The sequence below is a fragment of the Eggerthella lenta DSM 2243 genome, assembly GCF_000024265.1.
GTDB lineage: Bacteria > Actinomycetota > Coriobacteriia > Coriobacteriales > Eggerthellaceae > Eggerthella > Eggerthella lenta.
The window spans coordinates 2678553-2701643 of sequence record NC_013204.1 but is presented as its reverse complement, the minus strand read 5'-3'; the positions used below and the strand labels follow the sequence as shown (position 1 = coordinate 2701643).

Genomic DNA, 23091 nt, shown 5'->3' with positions numbered 1-23091 from the left:
GGCTCATCCAGGTATCGGGCAGATGTTTTTATCTTGTCGAGAGGAGATTTACCCCAGGTCGATCACCGTGGTGACGCTGACGGGGGCTTCCGGGGATTCCGTCTCGGCGCTCCAGACGCTCACGGCGGGGGCCGGATCCTCGCCAGCGTCGACGGCCTTCATGACGGCTTTCCATTCCTCGCGGCTTTCGGGCACGAGCCATAGGCCGCCGGCTTCCTCCAGGAAATCGCCGTAGTAGGGGCCGGTGGTGCTGTGCACGGTGATCTCGTCGCCACTTGCCAGCTCGTCCGCCCAGGCCAGCTGGTCGTCGAGCGGCACGTTCGTTTCCACGAAGCCCTGCAGAAGCGTCAGCAGGGCGCCGGTCTGCGCAGGGTCGTCGTACGCCAGCTCGATGAACCGCGTCATCATCTGGCGATCCACCACCTGGCGGATCATCTCCTGCTGGTAGCCGGTGTCGCCGTAGCCGGTGCGCGCACGTGACAGCGCCATGGCGCGCCACGGCGTGAGCGTCTGCGGCCCGGCTTCGTACACCTCGTCGGGATGGTCCTTCGTGTAGAAGTTGTACGTCAGCCCGTAGGGCAGGTCCACGTCGAGGCCGCCGAAGTGCTCCACGATGCTCTGCAGCCCGTCGAAGCCGACCACCACGTACTGCGAGACGTCCACGCCGACGACGTCGGACACGGCTTGGCACTGCGCTTCGGGACCGGCGTTGGTCAGCATCTGGTTGAGCTTCGCGGTGTTGCCGTCAGGGAAAACGTAGGCGGTATCGCGAGGCACGCTGACGAGCGTGATCAGGTGCTTCTCGAAATCGAGGCGCATGAGCATCATGAGGTCGGCGTGGCCCGGCGTGTACTCTTCCCAGGAGTCGTCGCCGATGACGAGGATGTACTCGGGGTCGGGCACCGGGGGCGCCGGCGTGTCGTTCACGACGAGCGGCTCCGGCTGCGCTTGCTGCGCCTTTTCTTGCGCGGACGGAGCAGAGCAGGCGCCGAGGGCGGCTGCGAGCGCGATGGCGGCGAGGAGCGCGACCGTCCTGAGGGTCTTAGTCAGCTTGACGTTGGAAGCGATGGGGGACATGTGGACCGCCTTCTTTCCGCGTGCGTTTCGTCTCGATCTCCTCCATGATACCGGATGGCCCGTTCGCCGAGCGCGCCGTTTCGTCGGACGACGCGAACCGCGTGCATCGTCCGGCTACGCGTCGAGTGGTTTGTCGGCGGGGAGGCCGGCCAGGGCGTCCGCAGCCAGCTGGAGCGCGTCGACGATGCAGCCGTCGCAGCTGCGCAGGGGCTGCTTGGTCTTGATCCCCTTGAGCTCAGGGCACAGGGTGGAGCCGTTTTGCTCGCGGAAATCGTTCACGAGCTTCCGCACGATGCGGTACGTCGCCTGTTTGCTGGTGCGGTCGTCTTGTCCGTTGCTGTTCGCCAGGCCGATGGCCATGGCGGCGCCCGATACGGCTCCGCAGGTTTCGGTGAGGCCGCCCATGCCGCCGCCCAGTCCCTCGGCAGCGCGGAAGCACAGCTCCTCGTCGGCGCCGATCAGCGGGGCGAGCGTGCAGGCGACCGCCTGGGCGCAGTTGTACTTCATGCCGTGCAGCTCCAGCGCGCGGCGGGCGAGCGCCTCGCGGTCGAAGGGGTTGCGCGTGCGGGGGTCTTCGATGGTCATGGATCGGTCCTTTCGTTCGGTCGCAGCTATGATAGCGCGTCGCCGGCTCTCCGTGGTCGTGCGGTTTCCTTTCGGGTATCCTGAAACGGTTACGGAAGAGCGGCGCCGGAAGGAGCGGGCTGTGGGCGAGCGCACCATTCTCATCGTGGAGGACGACGCGGACATCAACGCGCTGCTGGCGAAGATCGTCGCGCGCGAGGGATTCGGCTGCGTGCAGGCGTATTCGGGCACCGAAGCGCTGCTGCAGATGGAACGCGCGGCGTTCGATCTGGTTCTGCTCGACATGATGCTGCCGGGCATGGATGGGCCGACGTTGATGGCGTGCATGCGCGACGAGCTGGCCTCGCGCGTGCCGGTGATCGTGGTGTCGGCGAAGGCGGGCTCGGCCGACAAGGTGGGCATGCTCGCGGCCGGCGCGGACGACTACGTGACGAAGCCCTTCGACCCCGACGAGGTGGCCGCGCGCATTCATGCGGTGCTGCGCCGCGCTGCGGGAGCGAGCGCGGCTGCGGGCGCGGGCGGCGTCTGCCCCGACGACGAGGCGCTTGTCCATCGCGACCTGCGGCTGGACGTCGCGCGCCGCCGCGTGACGCTCGGGGATGCCGAGGTGGCGCTGACCGCGCACGAGTTCGACATCCTGCACGTGCTCATGCGCTCGCCCGACAAGGTGTTCTCGCGCGAGCTGCTGTACGAGCTGGTGTGGAAAAACGGCTATTACGGCGAGCAGAACGCCGTCAACGTGCATGTCAGCAACATCCGCAAGAAGCTGGCGGCGGCCGGAGGGGCGGGCGACTACATCAAAACCGTGTGGGGCATCGGCTTCAAGCTGGCATGATGCGGGCCTTTACGCTTTCCTTAACCTTTCTTGAGGACTTATTTCCAGGCTGCATCGTATCGTTTCCCCAAGACGACAAGGCAAGCGGAAGAAAGGGAGAAACGATTCCATGGACACGGTGATCGAGACGAGGGGGCTGACGAAACGCTACGGCGGGGACGTCTGCGCGCTGTACGACGCGGACGTGAGCGTCCGCCGCGGCGACATATTCGGCGTGGTGGGCGACAACGGCGCGGGCAAGACGACGCTGTTCAAGCTGCTGTGCGGGCTGGCGTTTCCCACGGAGGGCGAGGTGCGCCTGTTCGGCGCGCACGAGCCGCGCGAGTTGGAGCGCCAGCGCACGCGCATCGGCTCCATCATCGAGAGCCCCGGCTTCTATCCGGGTTTGAGCGTGGAGAAGAACCTGGAATGCTGCCGCATACGCAAGGGCGTGCCGGGCAAGGACGCGGTGGCGCGCGTGCTGGACACCGTGGGGCTGGCGTATGCGAAGGATCGGCGCTGCCGCACGCTGTCCCTGGGCATGAAGCAGCGTCTTGGTTTGGCGATGGCTCTTTTGGGCGAGCCGGAGGTGCTGATCCTCGACGAGCCCACGAACGGCCTCGACCCCAGCGGCATCGTGGAGATGCGCGCGTTCCTCCAAGGGCTCAACCGCGACAAGGGCATTACCATCGTGATATCGAGCCACCACTTGGCGGAGCTCGAGCAGATGGCCACGACCTACGCGTTCCTGAAACGGGGTTGCGTGGTGGAGCAGGTGAGCGCGCGCACGCTGCAAGAGCGGTGCGCCGACTACGTGGACATCGCCGTGTCGGATGCCGCGCGCTTCACCGCGCTGCTGGAGAAGGAGCTGCGTCATGAGCGCTACCTGGTGCTGCTGGACGGCACCGTGCGCATCTTCGACCCGGCGGCGGGCATCGAGGCGTATAGCGGCCTGGCAGTCCGAGCGGGCATGGACGTGTCCAAGCTGGAGCGCAGGAAGATGTCGCTCGAGCAGTACTATCTCGAGCTGAAGGAGAAGGGGGTCGCATGATGCTGAACTACACGAAGAGCGAACTCTACCGCATCGTGCACGGCCGGGAGCTGTACCTGTTCACCGGCGTGTTGTGCGCTATCGTGCTGTTGTCGAGCGTATTGCTGTGGGCGATGGCGAGCACGCCCGACTTCCCCTACGCCACCGTGCGGTTCTCGCTCAGCAATCTGATCTCGATGCTGCCCTCGCTGTTTCTGCTGGCGGGGCTGCTCGTCTGGGTGCTGTTCGCCGACGATAGGAAGGACGGCACGTTCAAGAACGCCGTCGCGGACGGCTGCTCGCGACGCGATCTGTTCGTGGGCAAGTGTCTTGTGTCCACGGGGCTGGGGCTGGCCAGCATGATGGTGATCCTGGCGGTGTACGTGGGCAGCGCCGTGCTGCTGCTGGAGGGGCCCGCAGACGCGGTGCCCATCCTGCTCAAGGGCGTGGCGGCGGCGCTGCCGTTCACCGTCGCCTGCGTTGTGCTGGGCGTTGCGGTGTGCTCCGTGCTGCCGAAGACGAGCGCTGCGTTTCTGGTGTGGTTGGCCATCGTGGCCATCGTGCCTTCGGCGCTGCACGCGGTGGGAATGGTCGTGGAGCCGGTGGGCGCGCTGGCCAGCTGGTTGCCGTACAACTTCTTCTCCAACGAGGTGGCCATCAACCAGAGCGGCCTGGCCGAGTTTCTGTGGGACACGCCGGCGGGTTTGGCGAAGTGCCTGATCGCGGGGTTCGCAGGCGTAGCGGTGTTCGGCATCGCGGGCCTGTGGCGCGCAAGCAAGAGGGAGCTGTAGGGGCGCGACGGGAAAGGATGCGGCAATGACGGCAGTCCTCGGGGCGGTGGCGGTTCTGGCGCTGGGAGCGGCGGTGTTCTTCGCTGTGCGCTGTGCGCTGCTCAAGCGCTCGCTTCGGCGGGCGAACGGCGAGCTGGCCGAAATCGTGCGCGGCCTCGAGGACAACCGCATCGTGAAGCTGCCGCAGCCCGACAAGGACTTGGAGGCGCTGCTGGGCACCGTGAACCATGCGCTTGCGGCCGTGCGCGAGCAGGGGGTTGCGTACGCGCGCCACGAGGCCGAGCTGAAGGCCCAGGTGGAATCCATCAGCCACGACCTCCGCACGCCGCTGACGGCTATCGTGGGGTACTTGGCGCTTCTGGATGAAGAGGGCATGGACGCCGATACGCGCGCGTCGCTTGCCACGGTGCGCCGCAAAGCCGACGCGCTGCAGCGGCTGATCGCGCAGTTCTACGAGCTGTCACAGGCACGCAACGAGGATGCGCCGCTGGCGTGCGAGCCGGTGGAGGCGGGCCGTTTGGTGCGCGAGTCGGTGGCGGGGCGCTACCGACTGTTCGAGGAGCGCGGTTTGGAAGTGCGCCTGCGCGTGCCCGACCGGCCGGTTCGCGTGCGGGGCGACGAGGGCGCGCTGGAGCGGGTGGTGGAGAACCTCGTGCACAACGCCGGCAAGTACGCGCGCTCGACCTTCGACGTGGAGGTGGGGGAGGCCCTCGGCGGCCGCGTGACGGCGACGTTCGCGAACGATGTCGACGCGGCGTTCTCCTGCGAGGTCGAACGGCTGTTCGAGCCCTTCTACACCGCCGACGCGGCGCGCTCGGGCGAGCGGTCGGGCCTGGGGCTGGCCATCGCGCGCTCGCTGGTCGGGCAGATGGGCGGCACGCTGGACGCGTGCCTGGAACAGCGCGAAGGCGAGCGCTGGCTGTGCTTGCGGCTGGAGCTGGCGGCGATCGGCTGACAAGGGCCTCCGGTATCGGCGGGAACCCTGTGGGCCGCGAAACGACCGCGGCCGCCCCGGAGGACGGCCGCATCGAGAAGAAGGCGGAAGAGGGAGGGGTCCCGCCTTCGTGGGTCGGTCGCTCGCGCTTAGGCGAAGTCGAGCTCGCCGATGGTCGTGTCCTTGGCGCAAGCTTCGCCGACCAGCTGGCCGAACGTCACGCAGCGGCCGTGGCTGACGCCGGGGCAGTGCACCGGGTAGTCCTTGCCGAAGAAGTCGCCCTGCACGTTGCCGATGGCGAACAGGCCGGGAATCGGCTCGTCCTCGGCGGTGAGCACCTGGGAGTCGGCGTTCACGTGGAGGCCGAAGGGGATGGTCAGCGTGGAGCACACGTTCTTCGTGGCGTAGAACGGCGCGGTCTTCACGGGCGCGAGCCACTGCGCGGGCACGTCGAAGTCGACGTCCTCGCCGGCCTCGGCCATGCTGTTGTAGCGCTCGACGGTGGCCTTGAACGTGTCGGCCGGGATGTCCAGCTGCTTGGCCAGGTCATCCAGCGTGTCGGCCTTGATCAGCTTGCCGTTGCCCAGCCACTTCTCCATGACGGCGTCCAGCCCGTCGGTGAAGCGATCGTAGCGCTCGGGCTGCTGCTGCATGATGTAGGTCTCGTAGTCCGAGTCGAAGATGGACCAGGCCACGTTGCCCGGGGTGTTCATGCGGGCGTTCGTCAGCATGGGCTCGAAGGGCATCTCGGCGCCGTAGCGCTCGCCGTTGGCGTTCACGGCAAGCCAGCTCATGATGAACGAGGTCAGGTTGAACTCGAGCGTGTCCAGCGTGAACTGGTGGATCATCGGGGCGGCTTCGCTCTTCGACATGGCCGCGCCGGCCCACATGCCCATGAGCAGGCCGTCGCCGTTGTTGAACCCGGCCGGCGCGTAGCAGTTGGAGTCCGAGCGGTTCGAGATGGGGCAGAACGCGTCGACCATCTCCTGGTTGCCGCCGATGTCGCCCGTGGCCAGGATCACGCCCTTCTTGGCGTTGTACTGCACGTGCTTGCCGTCCTTCGTGGTGGCGACGACGCCGGTGATGCCGCTTGCCGCGTCGCCCACCAGCTGCTCGGCGCGCGCCTCGAACACGAACTCGGCGCCGTTGTCCACGGCGGAGTTGTACACGAGCTCGCCCAGCGTCACGTTGACCGGCTGGCCGTCATCGCGCATGTCGTACGTCTCGCCGCCGCGCACGAAGGAGACGGCATCGGGATAGACGCGCCAACGGTCGGACAGCGTGGACCAGTTGCCGTACTTCGCGGTGCCGGACAGCGCGGGCACCATGCTCACGCCGTTCTTGGATCCCAGATCCTCGATGTAGTCGAACACCTCGCCGGAGCGCGACGCCCACACGTAGATGAGGTCGTAGTTCGTGGTCTGGTGCGACGCCTGGTGCAGGAATCGCGCAGCCACGCGCGGGTCGAGGTCGAAACCGTTCGATTTGTGGTGCTTGCTGCCGATGTGCCCCACGTCCACGCCGCGCACGGAGAACGTGGTGTTGCGCTCGATGACCACCGTCTTCGCGCCGTTGCGGGCGGCGGCTTCGGTGGCGTTGATGCCCGCCAGACCCGCGCCTACGACCACCACGTCGAAGTCCTGCGTCTCGGCGATGTCGGCGATGGGCTCGGGCGCGACTTCCCACGTATGCTTCGCGCCGGTCGTCTCGCCGCCCTTCGACGAGCTCTTGGCGTCGGATGCGTCGGACGATGCGGCCGGGCTGCATGCCGGAAGCGCGACGGCGGCGGCTGCGGCGGCGCCGGTGACGAGCGCGCCCTTCAAGAAATTCCTGCGGTTGATATCCATCCAGATACCCCTTCCCTCGGGACCCTTCGCGGGCCCTCTCCCTTTGCGCCCGCGGGGCGGGCTGCGCAACGGTGCGTTGCGCTGAAAGCAGGGTGCGGGAAGACGCGCGGCCGCACAACGCGCAAATGACCTTATTTGCGAATATCAGGCAGGTCCCGTGATCTAGCGGGCTTGATCACGTGGTTCGGGTGATGCCGTCTGATCAGGTGAAAGAACCGAATCTATGAATTGCTGGCGATCGTGCACGTCCGCTTTCTGGTAGATGTGGCGCACGTGGGTGCCCACAGTGTTCTCCGATATGCTGAGGCGCTCGGCGATCCAGGGCTGCGTGCGGCCGTACGCCAGCAGCAGGCCGATCTCGCGCTCGCGCGCAGTGAGGCCGATGCTGTCGAACCAGGCGTCGATGCGCTCTTCCTGGGTGGCGCGGTCGTCGCCGGAAAGGCTCGGCTGCTGGCGCCCCGTCAGCATCCACATGTCCTCGCTGCTGAGCAGCAGCACGGTGGCGATGACCACGAGGTAGCCAACCACGGTGGTCTCGGCCGCCACGTTGCCGTGCATCGTCTCGCCGTTGCCTACCAGCATGATGCCCGCGACGGCGCCCACCGGGTAGCACAGCACGGCCAGCAGCCGCATGAGCGCGATGGTTTTCAGCGGGTCGCGCGACTGCGCGTAGGCGATTTGCGAGAAGGCGACCCAGATGAGCAGGTCGAGGATCGTGTAGCCGCTGATGATGATGGCGCCCGACACCCAGAACAGGTTCGTGCCGAACAGAAACGCCATCAGCATGAAGCCGGCGATCATGACCAGGAGCCCCACGCGGTACACCGCGCTTGCCCGGCGCCGTCCCAACACGACGATGGCGAACACGAGCACCGCCGTGACGCCGCGCGCGACTTGCACGAGGATGCCGTTGGGATAGCCGTCGCTGGCGATAGGCGAGAACGAAACGAGGTGCTGCAGGTAGCCGAACCCGGTCATGACGAGGGCCACGGCGCACAACAGCATCATCGAGGTTCCGAGGTGCGCTTTCAGGCGCGAGCGGACGCTCCGCTTCGGCAGCGGGTCGACGGGGGCGGTGCGGCGGTACGTGCGCAACTGGGGGTCGATGCTCGCGAACAACGCGCCCGAGACGAGGGGCAGCAGCGCCGAGAACACGGCGGCGGCCTCGGGTATCATGAACAGAAGCGGCGCGTCGACGACGATGGCGCAGGCGAAGCCGCCGGCCACGTAGGGCGTCGCGCTCCGCTCGCCGTCGTGGCAGTACGCAGCGCCCCATGCCAGCTGGTAGGCTGCCATGAACGCGCCGGCGCAGGTTCCGCCGGCGACGAGCGCGATCCAGTTGAGGTTGATGCCGGCAAGCAGGAGCAGCAGCGAGCCCGCCGTGCCCAGCGCGGCGAACGCGAGCGGCACGCGCTTCTTCGCCAGCAGGCCGTTGCATGCGGCCGGCTTGGCCAGCGACAGCGCGAGCCACGGCAGGCTCAGACCGAACACGGCTATAGTGGCCATCTCGGCCATGAAGCCCTCGGCCTCCGGCCGGACGAAAAACATGCTCATGAACAACGCGTCGAGCCAAGCCCAGAAAAAAGCCGAGCCGATGATGATTTTGATGCCGGTCGTCCCGTGCACCCGTTCCAGCGATTTCATGCATCCCCTTCCCACGTATGCAAGATTATACCCCAGCAGCCGAACCGCACCTTCGCGCTTGGCAAGGCGTGCACTGCTCGTGACGGTTCTCGGAGCGAGGAGGCAATCGCCCGCAGGCGCAGGAGGTGGCCGACGAGTTGGGCATCGAAACCGTCGAGCCCCTCGTGGAGGGGATGTCGTGGGGGACGGGAGCTCCGTGGAAGTGGTCGTCGGCGCCGACTAGTACGATCGCGCGAAGAAGTAGGCGACCGCCCTGCGTCGCCTGCCGTTTCTTGCGCGCTCGGCGGGTCAGTTGCCTTCGTCGATGTGGTGGGCGTTGCCTATCCGTTCCCCAATATGTTGCGATTTTTGTAACATATTGTGATACGATGGTCGCTCTCAAAACGCACCGCAATCGGAGAACGAAGGGCGAGACGACATCATGCAGATTTCCAAGCGCAACGGCACCGTGGAAGCCTACGAGGCCGGCAAGATCAAGCGCGCCATGGGCGCGGCCTTCGCCAGCGTGGGCAAGGTTCTGGACGACGAGGAGGCCGACCGCCTCATCGCGCGCATCGAGCGCGCGATGGCGAGCGCGGAGCAGGGCGAAGGCGGCTCCGTCTCGGTGGAGGACGTGCAGGATCTCGTGGAGCGCGCCCTCATGGAAGCGAACCATTACGAGGAGCTGAAAAGCTACATCCTGTACCGCGAGGACCGCGCCCGCAAGCGCGTCGCGCGCGAGCGTTTGTGCGCCCAGCTGCCGAGCGTGCCCGCGCTGCCGGGCGTGCTGGCGTCGGTGCAGAAGGAGTTCCCCGGCGAGGAGTACGAGCTTGCCCACCTCAGCGCCAAGTTCCAGTCGTTCGCCAAGCCCGACGCTGCCGACGGCCAGTTGCTGGCCATGCTGGTGAAGGCGGCGGTGGAGCTGACCACGCAGGAGGCGCCGCGCTGGGAGATCATCGCCGCGCGCCTGCTGATGGTGCAGTTCGACCGCGCGCTGGCCGAGCGCTTGGCAGCCCGGCACATCGAGACGTTCGCGCAGAAGGTGGCCTTCCTTACCGAAGAAGGCCTGTACGGCGACTACATCCTGCAGCATTACACGCCCGCCGAGCTGGACGAGGCGGCCGGCTTCATCGATCTTAGCCGCAACGACCTGTTCACCTACGCGGGCCTGCAGCTGCTGCTCGACCGCTACGTCATCCGCACGCATCAGGGCGCGCCGCTGGAGTCGCCGCAGGAGATGTTCCTCGGCATCGCGCTGCACCTCGCTATGGAGGAGCGCGCGTCCGAGCGCATGGGGTGGGTGCGCCGCTTCTACGACATGCTGTCCACGTTGAAAGTGACCATGGCCACGCCCACGCTGTCGAACGCGCGCAAGCCGTTCCATCAGCTGTCGTCGTGCTTCATCGACACGGTGCCCGATAGCCTGGACGGCATCTACCGCAGCATCGACAACTTCGCGAAGGTGAGCAAGTACGGCGGCGGCATGGGCCTGTACTTCGGCAAGGTGCGCGCCAGCGGCAGCGCCATCCGCGGCTTCGACGGGGCGGCCGGCGGCGTCATCCGGTGGATCCGCCTGGCCAACGACACGGCCGTGGCGGTGGACCAGCTGGGCATGCGCCAGGGCGCCGTGGCGGTGTACCTCGACGCGTGGCACCGCGACCTGCCCGAGTTCCTGGCCCTGCGCACGAACAACGGCGACGACCGCATGAAGGCGCACGACGTGTTCCCGGCCGTGTGCTATCCGGACTACTTCTGGCAGCAGGCGCGCGACAACATCGAGGGCGACTGGTACCTCATGTGCCCGCACGAGATCCTCACGGTGAAAGGCTACGCGCTGGAGGACTGCTACGGCGAGGAATGGACGCGCAAGTACCTGGAGTGCGTGGCCGACGCGCGCATCAAGAAGCGCGCGATCCCCATCAAGGACGTCATCCGCCTCATCATCAAGAGCGCCGTGGAAACGGGCACGCCGTTCACCTTCAACCGCGACGCGGTGAACCGGGCGAACCCGAACAAGCACCGAGGCATGATCTACTGCAGCAACCTGTGTACCGAGATCGCGCAGAACATGGGCGCCATCGAGCAGCTCGAGCAGCGCATCGAGGACGTGGACGGCGAGCAGGTGGTGGTCACCGTGACGAAGCCGGGCGCGTTCGTGGTGTGCAACCTGGCCAGCCTGTCGCTGGGCCATATCGACATGGACGATCCGCACGAGCTTGCGCACGTCACGGAAAGCGCGGTGCGTGCGCTGGACAACGTCATCGACCTCAACTTCTTCCCGGTGCCCTACGCCGAGATCAACAACCGCCAGTACCGTCCCATTGGCCTGGGCGTGAGCGGCTACCACCATCTGCTGGCGAAAAGCGGCATCCGGTGGGAGAGCGAAGAGCATCTGGCCTTCGCCGAGCGCGTGTTCGGCGACGTGCATTACGCGGCGGTGCGCGCGAGTTGCGCCATCGCGCGGGAGAAAGGCGCGTACGGTTTCTTCGAGGGAAGCGGCTGGCAGACGGGCGAGTACTTCCGCGACCGCGGCCTTACGGACGGGCGCTGGGCCGAGCTCGCGCGCGACGTGGCCGAGCACGGCCTGCGCAACGGCTACCTGCTGGCCGTGGCGCCCACCAGCTCCACCAGCATCATCGCCGGCACCACTGCGGGGCTCGACCCGGTGATGAACCGCTACTTCCTCGAGGAGAAGAAGAACGGCCTCATGCCGCGTGTGGCGCCCGAGCTGTCGATGGACACGTTCTGGTACTACAAGAACGCCCATCTCATCGACCAGACGTGGTCGGTGCGCGCCTGCGGCGTGCGCCAGCGGCACATCGATCAAGCGCAGAGCATGAACCTGTACATCACGAACGAGTACACGTTCAGGCGCGTGCTGGATCTGTACCTGCTGGCCTGGGAGGAAGGCGTGAAAACCATCTACTACGTGCGGTCGAAGAGCCTGGAAGTGGAAGAGTGCGAAGTGTGTTCGTCGTAGGTTGAACCTGGGGGACGGGAGGGGGTCCGGCATGTTCAGTCGCTGAGCTCCACCTGCGCGACGGCAGCCGGGGTGCGGTGCCCAGTCGCCGGGTTCCACCTGTGAGATGGGGCTGGGGGCAATGCCCAGTCGCTCAGACAGTCCTCGCTTCGCTGCGGAACTCGCTTGGTGGGCACCGCACCCAGCCCCGACGTGATGGAACTCGCTTGGTGGGCACTGCGCCCCGGCTGCCTGCAAGCAGGTCGCTTGGTGAACACGCCGGGCACCCCCTCCCTGGTCGTGGTTCGACCTGGACGGGCGTCGCTTCGCTCGCCCAGGAGGCTTTTGTTTGTTCGTAGCTGATTTTCTGGAAGGAAGAGTTTGTATGAGCCAGTTGAAGAAGAAGCCGCTGTTCAATCCTTTGGGGGATACCGATGTGCTGGATCGGCGGATGATCGGGGGGAATACGACGAACCTGAACGACTTCAACAATATGAAGTACGAGTGGGTGAGCGACTGGTACCGCCAGGCCATGAACAACTTCTGGATACCTGAGGAGATCAACCTCGGGGTGGACATCAAGGACTACCGCAAGCTGCCCGCGGCCGAGCGGCGCGCTTACGACAAGATCCTGTCGTTCCTCATCTTCCTCGACAGCCTGCAATCGGCGAACCTGCCTGCCGTGGGCGAGTACATCACGGCCAACGAGGTGAACCTCTGCCTGGCCATCCAGACGTTCCAGGAGACGGTGCACAGCCAGAGCTATAGCTACATGCTGGACACCATCTGCGAGCCGCAGGAGCGCAACGACGTGCTGTACCAGTGGAAGGAGGACGAGCACCTGCTGGCGCGCAACGAGTTCATTGGCAACCTGTACAACCAGTTCCAGGACGACAAGAGCCCCGAGGCGCTGGCGCGCGTGCTGGTGGCGAACTACATCCTGGAGGGCGTGTACTTCTACAGCGGCTTCATGTTCTTCTACAATCTGGGGCGCAACAACCTCATGCCGGGGTCGGTGCAGGAGATCCGCTACATCAACCGCGACGAGAACACGCACCTGTGGCTGTTCCGTAACATCCTGCTGGAGCTGAAGGAGGAGGAGCCGGAACTGTTCGCGCCCGAGCTGGTGGAGGAGTACCGCGCCATGATCAAGGAGGGTTGCGAGCAAGAGATACGCTGGGGCCACTACGCCATCGGCGACGACGTGGCCGGCCTCAACAAGCAGATGGTCACCGACTACATCCAGTATCTGGGCAACCTGCGCTGCGCCCAGCTGGGCTTCGAGCCGCTGTACGAGGGACACGAGCGCGAGCCGGAGAGCATGTCGTGGGTGAGCCAGTTCTCGAACGCGAACATGATCAAGACCGACTTCTTCGAAGCCCGCAGCACCGCCTACGCCAAGTCGAGCGCCCTGGTGGACGACCTGTAGGGTGCGAGTCGCTCCCGCTTGCGCACCCTCGTTGGCGGGAGTTTGGGCTTGCTCTCGGGTTGCCCGTCTCGGTCTGCCGTGCACGAAAAACGCTGCGCGCTGCACAAAAAACGCCGACGTATGGCTTTGGAAGGTCTTCGCGTCTATCTCCCGCATTGCGGCTGCGAGAGCCTGCGATCCTGATCGGGCATTTTGGGGACGCGCTGTCGACGGCTCTCAGCGTTCGGCCCCTTCGATATCAAACGTCGCGGGTTTTTGTGCAGAAACGCCCGGGTTTCTTGCAGCGGTCCCGTCTGCGTCTGGCGCTACCCGCTCATCGCTTTGGGTGATGCGGTGAGGATGGTGGCGGGGGAGCGGTGCGCGTGCTTCGTCGGGCTATACTGTCACCCTATGGAAACCGACGAACCGAAGCGCGGCATACGGAAGTTCTTGCTCAAGCGGATGCTGTTCGTACCGTTCGGCATCGTCGCGCTTGCGGCGACCTCGTACGCGCGGAAGTATCCCGATTGGGCGGAGCACGTGTACGCCCAGGGCGTGTACCCGGCGCTGTCCAGCGTCGTGGGATTTCTGCCGTCGCTTGTGAGCTTCTCGGTGGCCGAGTGGGTTGCGGCGTTGTTCCTGCTGTTCTGCGTGGGATACGTCGTGTACTGCGTCCGCAAGCTCGTCGTGAGCAAGGGCGAGCGCGGTACGGTCGCCTACCGTGCCGTCATGGGGGCTGTGTCCATCTGCTGCGTGGTGTATTTCCTGTTCACCGCTTTGTGCGGACTGAACTACTACCGCTACACCTTCACCCGGCACACCGGCTACGATGTGGAAGAAGCCGACGTTGATGCGGCGCAGCGCCAGGAGGAGCTCGTGCGGCTCGCGTCCTCCCTGGCCGACGACCTGGGCCAGACGCGAGCGCAGCTGGGCGACGACGCGGACCTGTTCGACGCCGAGCCCGGCCAGTTCGAGCAGTACGCGCAGGAGTCGGTGGAGGCCATGCGGAAGCTGGCCGAGCAGTACCCGGTGCTGGATCGGCCGCTGTACTCGCCGCCGAAGCCGGTGCTCGCCTCCGAGCTGATGTCGTACGCGAACATCGGCGGCATGTTCTTCCCCTTCACGATGGAGTCGAACATCAACGTGGACAACCCGTTCTTCGTCGTTCCGTGGACCATGACCCACGAGCTGGCGCATCAGTGCGGCTTCATGCGCGAGGACGAGGCGAACTTCATCGCGTATTTGGCCTGCAAGCAGTCGGACGACGCGCTGATGCGTTACAGCGGCTACTTGCTGGCGTACGACAACGCCGTATCGGCGCTGAGGAAGGTGGATTCGGAGGCGGCGAAGGCGATCGGCTCGGGGCTGTCGGCGGCGGTGCGGCGCGATCTCGCCCAGCGCGCGGAGCACTGGGCGCAGTACGAGGGCCCGATCCAAGACGTCTCCAACGCCGCCAACGACACCTACCTCAAGGCGAACGACCAGGCCGACGGCATGCGCAGCTACGGCCGCATGGTGGACCTGCTGCTGGCCGAGCAGCGAGCCGAAGGGGAGGGCGCCTAGCCCCAGAACCCCGCTGCCTCCGCTTCTTGCAGGATGACCTCGGAGGCCAGCAGCGTGGCGTCGGCATCTCCTTGCATCCGGGAAGCTCGTTCTGCGCTCTCGCGTTGCGAGGGCTCGATCTCCTGTTCTTCCCGATGGGCTCCATCGAATGGAAGAGCTATAATGACCGCGGATCGGTGGAAAAGCCTCGGTTGGATGCGGAAGGCTTCGAGATCGATGCCGTCGACAGCTGCTTGACTAATACATAGTGATACAGTAGGATTTAGTGCGACGCATAGGGAGCCCGCCGCGCGCGGGCATCGGTCGGCGCCCGCGCGGCGCGCGATCGGAAGACGGGAAAGCAGGCGCATCATGACCGTGCACAAAAGCGTATCGGAGCTGATCGGCGGCACGCCGCTCGTGGAGCTGACGAACTACGAGAAGAACAACAACCTGGAAGCCGTCATCGTGGGCAAGGTGGAGTCGTTCAATCCGGCCGGCTCCGTCAAAGACCGCGTCGCGAAGGCGATGATCGACGACGCGCTGGCGTCCGGCAAGATAGACGCCGACACCGTGCTCATCGAGCCCACGTCGGGCAACACCGGCATCGGCTTGGCCGCCATCGCCGCTGCACGCGGCATGCGCCTGATCATCGCCATGCCCGAGACGATGTCCGTCGAGCGCCGCAATCTCATGAAGGCCTACGGCGCCGAGCTGGTGCTCACCGACGGCGCGCTGGGCATGAAGGGTGCCATTGCGCGTGCCGAAGAGCTGGCGGCTGAGATTCCCAACTCGTTCATCGTGGGGCAGTTCACGAACCCGGCGAACCCGGCTGTCCACGAAGCCACTACGGGCCCCGAGATCTGGGAGGCTACGGGCGGCGACGTGGACATCTTCGTGGCGGGCGTGGGCACGGGCGGCACGGTGAGCGGCGCCGGCGCGTACCTCAAGCGCATGAACCCCGACGTGCAGGTGGTGGCTGTGGAGCCGGCCGCGTCGCCGGTGCTGTCCGAGGGGCGCGCGGGCGCGCACAAGATCCAGGGCATCGGCGCGGGCTTCGTGCCCGACACGCTGGACACCGCGGTGTACGACGAGGTGATCGCCGTCGCCGACGAGGACGCGTTCGCGGTGGGTCGCGAGCTGGCGGCGAAGGAGGGCCTGCTCGTGGGCATCTCGTCGGGCGCGGCCGTGGCCGCCGCCACCCAGCTGGCGCGCCGTCCTGAGAACAAGGGCAAGACCATCGTCGTCATCCTCCCCGACACGGGCGAGCGCTACCTGACGACGGCGATGTTCGGATTCTAGGGAGCCGCGACGCGAAGGGGCCTGCCCCGCGGCAGGCCCCTTCGTCGTGAGAGCCCGCTGTCGCCCGAAACGGACGGTTTTTCGCGAAAAACCGTCCGTTTCGGGCGACAGCGTTTTGAGGAGGCGGTTCTGCTGCGCGACGCGCCTAGAGACTACTCGCCTTCGATAGCGTCGATGGCGTCGATCACGCATCCGCGGAAGCCGTCCTTCTCGAGCGCGGCCACGCCCTTGATGGTGGTGCCGCCCGGCGAGCACACGGCGTCCTTCATCGCGCCGGGATGCGTGCCGGTTTCCAGATGAAGCTTGGCGGTGCCCATCATCATCTGCGCCGCGAGGCGGTAGGCGGTGGCGCGCGGCAGGCCGTGCTTCACGCCGGCGTCGCCGAGCGATTCCAGGAACATCGCGGCGAACGCGGGGCCGCAGCCGGCGATGGAGCTGGCCGTGGAAAGCAGCTTGCCGTCGACCCACTCGATGAGTGCGATCCGGCCGAACAGGTTCTCGAACGCTTCCAGCTCCTCGTCGGTGAGCGAGTGGCGCTGCTCGCAGGCGATCACGCCCGTGCCCACGGCGATGGGCGTGTTGGGGATGGTGCTGAGGTGGCGGCTGTTCGGGGCGAGGACGCCCTCGTAGAACGCGAAGTCGCGCCCGGCGGCTACCGAGATCACGGCTTTGTCGGCAAGCAGTTCGCGCACCGGCTCCACCACCTGCTCGATGAGGTAGGGCTTCACCGCCAGGACGACGAAGTCGCTGGCCTCCACCACCTCGGCCGCCTCGCGGTAGGCGTTCACGCCGAGCTTCTCGGCCGTGGCTTGCAGTTTGTCGAAGCGTCCCGCGCACGCGTGGATGTGCTCGCCCGAGAGCGCGCCCGAGTCCACGAGGCCCTGCGCCATCGCCTGGGCCATGTTGCCGAACCCGATGAAGCCGAGCTCGATGCTACTTGTGGTGTCCGCCATTATGTCCTCTTTCCGTCGGGCGTGCGTTCGCCGCGCGATGCTTTTCATGTTGGATTCGATTGTACGCCAGCGGCGCCCCGGCACCAAACGCCGATTTCGTGACGCGTGGTTCGGGCGGAGGAGCGAGTGGCCTGCGCCCCATGCGCTAAGCCGGCAGGCTTCGTTCGTGTGCTTCGCGCGGGCCTTCCCGCGGCAACGTGTGCTCGTTACGCAGCAGCCTGTTCAACCTCGTCCGCCTCGACGGCGTCTTTGCCGGCCGAGCGGGCGAGAATGTTCGCGTACGCTGCGCCGGAGATGTTGTGCCACACGCTGAACACGGCACCGGGCACCGCGGCCAGCGGCATGGCTGCGAAGTGCACCGTGGCGAGCGAGGTGGCCAAGCCGGAGTTCTGCATGCCCACCTCGATGGACAGCGTGCGCATCTGGGCCTTCGACAGGCGCAGCGCCCGCCCGGTCAGGTATCCCAGCGCGTAACCAAGCAGGTTGTGCAGCATCACCACGGCGATGACGAGCGGCCCCACCGTCAGCAGCTTCGCCTGGTTGGCGGCCACCACGGCCATGATGATGAGCGAGATGCCGACCACCGACACGAGCGGCAGAACGGCCGACGCGGCCCGAGCCGCCTTCTCGAAGAAGTAGTTGATGAGAAAGCCCAGCGCGATGGGCACGAGCACCACCTGCACGATGGACAGGAACATATCGACCACGTTCACGTCCACGGTCTGGCCGGCGAACAGCAGAACGAGCAGCGGCGTGACGATAGGCGCCATGATGGTGGTGCACGCGGTCATGCCCACCGACAGCGCCACGTCGCCTTTCGCCAGATACGTCATGACGTTGGAGCTGGTGCCGCCGGGGCACGAGCCTACGAGGATCACGCCTACGGCCAGCTCGGGCGGCAGCTGGAACACCATCGTCAGCAGGAACGCCAGCACCGGCATGATGACGAACTGCGCCAGGATGCCCACGATGACGGCTTTCGGCTTCGTGAACACCACCTTGAAGTCGGCCAGCTTGAGGGTCATGCCCATGCCGAACATCACGACGCCCAGCAGGATGTTCACGTAGCTGGTCTTCACGACGGCGGACACGGCGGGAAAGACCAAGGCGATCATCGCAACGGCGAGTGCGATGATCGCCATGTACTTTCCCGCGAAGTCGCTGATCTTGGCAAGCGTCTTCACAGGGAATTCCTTTCTCGAAGGTGATAGGGTTGGGAAAGTGTACCGCTATTGCGGGCGGTAGGCGAGATTGGTGCCGCGCATGTCCGGAAGACATCCGGCAGGAGCAGCTTATCATAGCAACGTTTTTTATTGCTAATGAAGGTTAGCAATAAAAAACGTTGCTTATTCTTGAAAGCAATATATTCTGTTGCTATAGTAAGAGCCTCTGGCAAACAGCTTCCGTGCCAAGGAGGGATTCATGCAGTACTATGTGGCGCTCATTGCGGACATCAAGGGATCTCGCAAGTACCGAGCGGAAGAACGTGGGTATTTGCAGGACCTGACAAACGAATCACTTCTTTTCGCCAACGAGCTCTTCAAGGAGGGCATCGAGAAGGAAGTTGTTTTCAGCGCAGGCGACGAAGTCCAAGGACTTTTCCGAGAACCTGCGACAGCTTTCCTTTACTATCGCTTTCTATGCTTCCTGCTTGGCCCTGGAGTGCTTCGGGGCGGCTTGGGCGTTGGGACGTGGGACGTGCGCCTTGAAGAAGGAGCGTCCACAAGCCAGGACGGCGAAGCCTACCATTATGCACGCTCCGCTATCCTCGAGGCTCAGAAGAGGAGGCGCTTCGATCTTGTTCTCCGCTCGGAGGGGCTTCCAGACGAGGTGCTGACCACCCTTATGGATCACTCGCTGAGCATTGGCAAAATGAGGACGGCGACTCAAAACGACATGGCGCTTGCGGTCGAGTTCTTCTATCCGGTGCTGGCCGCTTGGGGTTGTGACATGTTTTCGGACAACTTGAAAACACGACGCAAAAATCTGCTAGAGCTCCGTATGGTCGGCGCTTCGCGTCGTCGGGCTGGATCGGATCTGTTCAAGGGCTTGCTATCGTCCCTTGACGACGGAGCGGACAGCTTTTGGGAGCCGGTGAGACTCGAGGTCGGACAGCGTGCCAGTTCGTTTCACTACCTCGAAGGGGATCTCGTGGGTGCTTCGTATGCGCTTTCCCAACGCTCCGGTATGTCGCGTCAGGGGATCGACCGCCTTCTCGCTCAGGGATGCGTCGCCGAAGAGCGCAACGCCGCAGCCTTGTTCTCTTATTGCTCGATGCGTGAGTTTGGGCGGTGAGTGCTCTATGACGCTGGGATTCGCTTTGGTGCTCGTGCTGACAGGGCACGTCATCGCCGATTTCTATCTACAGACGAACCGCGTCGCTCGAGGCAAGGGCGAAAGCGGGACCCTGCTCGCTTTGCATTGCGGGTACTATGCGCTGTGCATGGCGCTTTTCGTTTCCTTAACGCTCCCGCTCGATAGCATCGTTCCCGTTTGGCTCGCCTTGTCGCTTTCGCATGCGCTGATAGATTTCGGCAAGGCGCGACTCGAGAAACGAGCCGGATCATCGCTTGTCGTTTTCGTGATCGATCAGACGCTTCACATATTATTGTGCGCAGCGGTGGTCGCGGCGTTCTGCGGCGGCTCGCCGGCGATCGGCGTCGTCGGGGTTCTTGCCGGCGTCATGAGTCCGCCGTCCGCTGCGACGGCTTTGGCGACGGGCCTGGTGCTGCTGATCATCTGGCGTCCGGGGGCGATTTTCGTTCGCCTCCTGCTCGAATCGGTGAGGATTGAGGGTGCTGATGCGATGCATGATGGCGAGAGCACGGTCGAAGAGCTGCGGGCGGGACGCTGGATAGGCATGCTTGAGCGAACCATCATCTCCGTGCTCGCGCTCTGCGGCCAGTTCGGCGCGATCGCCTTCGTGTTGACGGCCAAGAGCATCGCTCGTTTCAAAATGCTCGATGACAAGGAGTTCGCCGAGTGCTACCTCGTCGGTACCCTTGCAAGCACGGCGTTGGCCATCCTCGTGTCGTTGACTATCCTGGAGGTGGTCGCATGGAGCTAGCGGATCCCGTCGAGCAGTTGTTTTTCATAAGGGAAAACGGTTCGGTCCCTTTCGGAGCCGAACCTGCCGACGTGTACGAGTTCGAACGAGCAGGGAATCGATGCTGGATCAGGCACAAAAAGGGGGAGAAGGCCTATCCGTATGGGGTGACTCGCGTGATGGAGGAGCATCCGAAAGAAACGCTTGATCCGTGTCGGACGGTTGTCAGGAGGGGCGGCAGGTCGTTCGACAATGTGGAACGCATAGCGGTTTACGACGCCCATGTGGCCGTCCGCTTCTCGAATGGCAGCTGTAAAAGGTACAGAATCGGCGAGGTGTCCCTCGAAGAGAACATGCTTGAGGATCCTCGTCCGAAAAATGTATTTGCTTATCTGCGGGCCTTAGCATCCACTGACGAGCTTCTGAACGAGCGTACGGAAAGGCCCATTTTGGAAGAGCGCTACGACGGCATCGGGGCGGTCGCGAGTGGAACGGTGCTCTCATGCTACCTATCGGGTGAATGTCTTGGATCCCAGCAGGACGATCCCGCGCCGCTCATCTATCCCTTTGGCCTCAATGCGAGCCAGAAGAAGGCCGTCGAGCGAGCTTTTTCCGATAGGCTCAGTGTTGTGCAGGGGCCTCCCGGAACGGGGAAGACCCAGACCATTCTCAACATCATCGCCAACAACATAATGCAGGACAGAACCACGGCCGTCGTGTCGAACAACGTGTCAGCCGTAGAGAACGTTGTGGACAAGTTGGGCCGGAACGATTTGGATTTCGTCTGCGCGCTACTGGGGAGGGGCGAAACCAAGGAGAAGTTCTTCGGGAACCAACCGACCTATCCAGATTCTCTCGAAGCCTGGGATATGGCTTCGGAGGATCGTGAAAGGCTTCTCGCCGAGGTGAGCGAGTTGGTGGGCGGATTGGGACGAGCTTTTAAAGATCGTGAGCGTCTCGCCGAAATCGACGCATCGATAGACGCGTACGAAAGAGAATACGGATACTTCAAGGCCTATGCCGAGAGCCTTGGCACAGGAACCGTCGAGCAGCATGATCCGCGCTTCGGACGGGCTTCTCGAAACATCCTGCGTTTTTGGGTTAGGGAGGGTCAGCGCGTCGAGGAGGGTCGTTCCGTTGGTTTTCTGTACCGCGCCTACATCAGGGCTTTCTTCGGCGGGTTCTACCTTGATGCGGTCAAACGTGACGACTTCCTCGTCGTGCCATTGCTGCAAGACGCGTTCTATCGTGCGAAGCTAAGGGAGTTGAGGGATGAGGCTCGCCTCCTCAAGGAAAGGTCGTACGACTTCGAGGCGAACATGGCGACTATCGAGGAGAAGTCCATGCGGGCGTTCAAAGCCCAGCTTGCAAAACGTTACTCGGCGAATCGGGATCGTAGGACGTTCGAGTTGAGGGGCCTCTGGAGCAGATCGGTGGCGTTCGCGAAAGAGTATCCGGTGGTGTTGAGCACGACGCACTCGATCACGACCTCCCTCGGTCCGGGCTTTAGGTACGACAGCGTTCTCATGGACGAAGCCTCCCAGATTAGCGTGGCAGCTGGAGCCTTGGCTCTTGCATGCGCCAAAAACGCGGTCATCGTAGGCGACCATAAGCAGCTCGCCAACGTGGTGAAGAGGGAGCGTGCAGACGAAACGGACCGCATTGCCGACAAGCATCGCGTCTCAGATTGCTACCGCTATGCGAAGCACAGCATGCTCACGTCGGTTCTCTGCCTTTGGCCTGCATTGCAGCCGACTTTGCTCAAAGAGCACTACCGCTGCCATCCTCAGATAATCGGCTTCTGCAACAAGATGTACTACGACGGTGATCTTGTCATCATGACGAAGGACGAGGGGGAGCGCGACGTGCTCTCCTTCCATCGCACCGTGTCGGGGAACCACGAGCGGGGGCGCAGGAACATGCGTCAGATCTCCGTGGTGTGCGACGAAATCATACCTGACCTGGTCGATTCGGGGGTTCGGGATATCGGCGTGATAGCGCCGTTCAATCCTCAGGTGTGCGAGTTGAAGAAAGCGGTTCCCGAAGGCGTTTCGGTTGCGACGGTCCACAAGTTCCAAGGGCGCGAGAACGATGCCATCGTGCTCTCCACCGTCGAGGATGCCATTGGATCCTTCGTCGGCGACCCGCAAATGGTGAACGTTGCGGTTTCCCGTGCGGTCAAGAAACTTCGCGTCGTCGCATCACAGAATCTTCGAGGACGCAAGGACAACGATATCGAGGAGCTTGCGCGCTATATTGAGTACAACGGATTCGAGATCGTCCAAAGCCAAATCAGGTCCGTGTTCGACTTGCTGTACAAGGAATACGCCGAAGAGCGTGCGAGGTATTTGGGCAAGCGACCGCGCGTTTCCCGCTACGATTCCGAGAACCTCATGGCGGCGGCTTTGGAGGATATGCTCGCAACGGGCCGTTTTGCGCAGGTGTCGTTCCGGTGCCATGTGGGGTTGTCCACGCTGGTAGGTGACGGGGTCGTCCTGTCGCCGCATGAGGAGAGGTACGTGAGGAACCCGCGTACGCACGTGGATTTCCTTTTCTTCCGCGAGATGAACAAGCGTCCCTTGTTGGCCGTCGAGGTCGATGCTTGGCAGTTCCATAAGGAAGGCACGAAGCAATACGAGCGGGATCGGATGAAGGATGCGGTTCTCGAGCGGTGCGGGCTTCCGTTGCTCAGACTGCCAACTGACAGCAGGGGAAGGGAGTACGACGTGGGCGCAATCGAGAGAATGTTGGAACGTTGCATTGCTGAGCACGACGAAGGATCTGAAGAGGCTATCTGATATCGAATTCGAGAAAAGCACGGTCGTGGGATAAGATGCGCTCCTCCTCCAAGCGGCGAAGCGGATCGGGCTGCGGCTCCGAACCGCACCTGCATTTCCACATCCAGAGGGGTCAAAGTTTCTATACCTCGCCGGGCGTGCCGGTGCGGTTCGCGGGTGCGACAGCCGTCCCTGCGCCGTGCTACGGGGTGGCCGACCCCCGCCCGGTTCCACCTGAGGCATACGACGATTTCCCACCGTTTCGCACACGTGGTCTGAAAGGTGGAAAGCGGTGCGTAGTCGCCGCGTTCGCACGCAACCGATCTGATGCGCCCCTTCGTCGATCGAAGGGGTGTCGGCATTCAACGCCTTCGTAGCCTGCGTCGGAGCGTGCGCACGGTAC

The 23091-nt window shown here is 64.3% G+C and carries 17 protein-coding genes; 11 read left to right on the top strand and 6 right to left on the bottom strand.

What is annotated here, in order from left to right:
- Positions 1–48 precede the first annotated feature (48 nt).
- Positions 49–1077: an LCP family protein gene (locus tag ELEN_RS11535; protein WP_015761071.1), complete on the bottom strand. Its 1029-nt coding sequence runs from the start codon at positions 1075–1077 to the stop codon at positions 49–51.
- A 114-nt stretch (positions 1078–1191) separates the two neighbouring features.
- On the bottom strand, positions 1192–1662 hold the full coding sequence (locus ELEN_RS11530; RefSeq protein ID WP_015761070.1) for a C-GCAxxG-C-C family protein: 471 nt from the start codon (positions 1660–1662) through the stop codon (positions 1192–1194).
- Positions 1663–1783: 121 nt separating this feature from the next.
- On the opposite strand from ELEN_RS11530, the gene ELEN_RS11525 reads away from it, so the two are divergent.
- From ELEN_RS11525 to ELEN_RS11510, 4 genes are all read left to right on the top strand, one after another.
- Positions 1784–2497, top strand: a complete 714-nt coding sequence (locus ELEN_RS11525) for a response regulator transcription factor (protein WP_015761069.1) — start codon at positions 1784–1786, stop codon at positions 2495–2497.
- 109 nt (positions 2498–2606) lie between these two features.
- Positions 2607–3527, top strand: coding sequence for an ABC transporter ATP-binding protein (locus ELEN_RS11520; RefSeq protein ID WP_015761068.1), 921 nt, complete (start codon positions 2607–2609; stop codon positions 3525–3527).
- Positions 3524–4297: an ABC transporter permease gene (locus ELEN_RS11515; RefSeq protein ID WP_015761067.1), complete on the top strand. Its 774-nt coding sequence runs from the start codon at positions 3524–3526 to the stop codon at positions 4295–4297. The genes ELEN_RS11520 and ELEN_RS11515 overlap by 4 nt, the downstream gene beginning before the upstream one ends.
- A 25-nt stretch (positions 4298–4322) precedes the next feature.
- Positions 4323–5252, top strand: a complete 930-nt coding sequence (locus ELEN_RS11510) for a sensor histidine kinase (protein WP_015761066.1) — start codon at positions 4323–4325, stop codon at positions 5250–5252.
- 128 nt (positions 5253–5380) lie between these two features.
- Here the strand turns inward: ELEN_RS11510 and ELEN_RS11505 are convergent, their stop codons facing one another.
- Positions 5381–7078: an FAD-dependent oxidoreductase gene (locus ELEN_RS11505; RefSeq protein ID WP_015761065.1), complete on the bottom strand. Its 1698-nt coding sequence runs from the start codon at positions 7076–7078 to the stop codon at positions 5381–5383.
- A gap of 162 nt (positions 7079–7240) precedes the next feature.
- Complete coding sequence (locus ELEN_RS11500) at positions 7241–8722, bottom strand: helix-turn-helix domain-containing protein (protein ID WP_015761064.1); 1482 nt, start codon at positions 8720–8722, stop codon at positions 7241–7243.
- A gap of 421 nt (positions 8723–9143) precedes the next feature.
- On the opposite strand from ELEN_RS11500, the gene ELEN_RS11495 reads away from it, so the two are divergent.
- The 4 genes from ELEN_RS11495 (at position 9144) to cysK (ending at position 15912) form a co-directional block, all read left to right on the top strand.
- Positions 9144–11681, top strand: coding sequence for a ribonucleoside-diphosphate reductase subunit alpha (locus tag ELEN_RS11495; RefSeq protein WP_015761063.1), 2538 nt, complete (start codon positions 9144–9146; stop codon positions 11679–11681).
- 364 nt (positions 11682–12045) lie between these two features.
- The gene (locus tag ELEN_RS11490) at positions 12046–13089 is read left to right on the top strand and encodes a ribonucleotide-diphosphate reductase subunit beta (protein ID WP_009305009.1); all 1044 of its coding nucleotides are present in this window, start codon (positions 12046–12048) and stop codon (positions 13087–13089) included.
- 390 nt (positions 13090–13479) lie between these two features.
- Positions 13480–14631 carry a DUF3810 domain-containing protein gene (locus tag ELEN_RS11485; RefSeq protein ID WP_233946847.1) on the top strand — a complete coding sequence of 384 codons (1152 nt, stop codon included), beginning with the start codon at positions 13480–13482 and terminating at the stop codon, positions 14629–14631.
- A gap of 351 nt (positions 14632–14982) precedes the next feature.
- Entirely contained in the window at positions 14983–15912 is a 930-nt protein-coding gene (gene cysK / locus ELEN_RS11480; protein ID WP_015761061.1) for a cysteine synthase A, read from the top strand.
- Between the two features lie 152 nt (positions 15913–16064).
- Here the strand turns inward: cysK and proC are convergent, their stop codons facing one another.
- Both proC and ELEN_RS11470 read right to left on the bottom strand, forming a co-directional pair.
- Complete coding sequence (gene proC, locus ELEN_RS11475; protein WP_015761060.1) at positions 16065–16865, bottom strand: pyrroline-5-carboxylate reductase; 801 nt, start codon at positions 16863–16865, stop codon at positions 16065–16067.
- Between the two features lie 206 nt (positions 16866–17071).
- Positions 17072–18049: a bile acid:sodium symporter family protein gene (locus ELEN_RS11470; protein ID WP_015761059.1), complete on the bottom strand. Its 978-nt coding sequence runs from the start codon at positions 18047–18049 to the stop codon at positions 17072–17074.
- A gap of 238 nt (positions 18050–18287) precedes the next feature.
- On the opposite strand from ELEN_RS11470, the gene ELEN_RS15770 reads away from it, so the two are divergent.
- The 3 genes from ELEN_RS15770 to ELEN_RS11455 are packed head-to-tail and all read left to right on the top strand — an operon-like array spanning position 18288 to position 22709.
- Entirely contained in the window at positions 18288–19160 is an 873-nt protein-coding gene (locus ELEN_RS15770) for a SatD family protein (protein WP_015761058.1), read from the top strand.
- 28 nt (positions 19161–19188) lie between these two features.
- Entirely contained in the window at positions 19189–19932 is a 744-nt protein-coding gene (locus ELEN_RS15765; RefSeq protein ID WP_233946850.1) for a DUF3307 domain-containing protein, read from the top strand.
- The gene (locus ELEN_RS11455; protein ID WP_015761056.1) at positions 19923–22709 is read left to right on the top strand and encodes an AAA domain-containing protein; all 2787 of its coding nucleotides are present in this window, start codon (positions 19923–19925) and stop codon (positions 22707–22709) included. Before ELEN_RS15765 ends, ELEN_RS11455 begins: the two co-directional genes overlap by 10 nt.
- Positions 22710–23091: the final 382 nt, after the last annotated feature.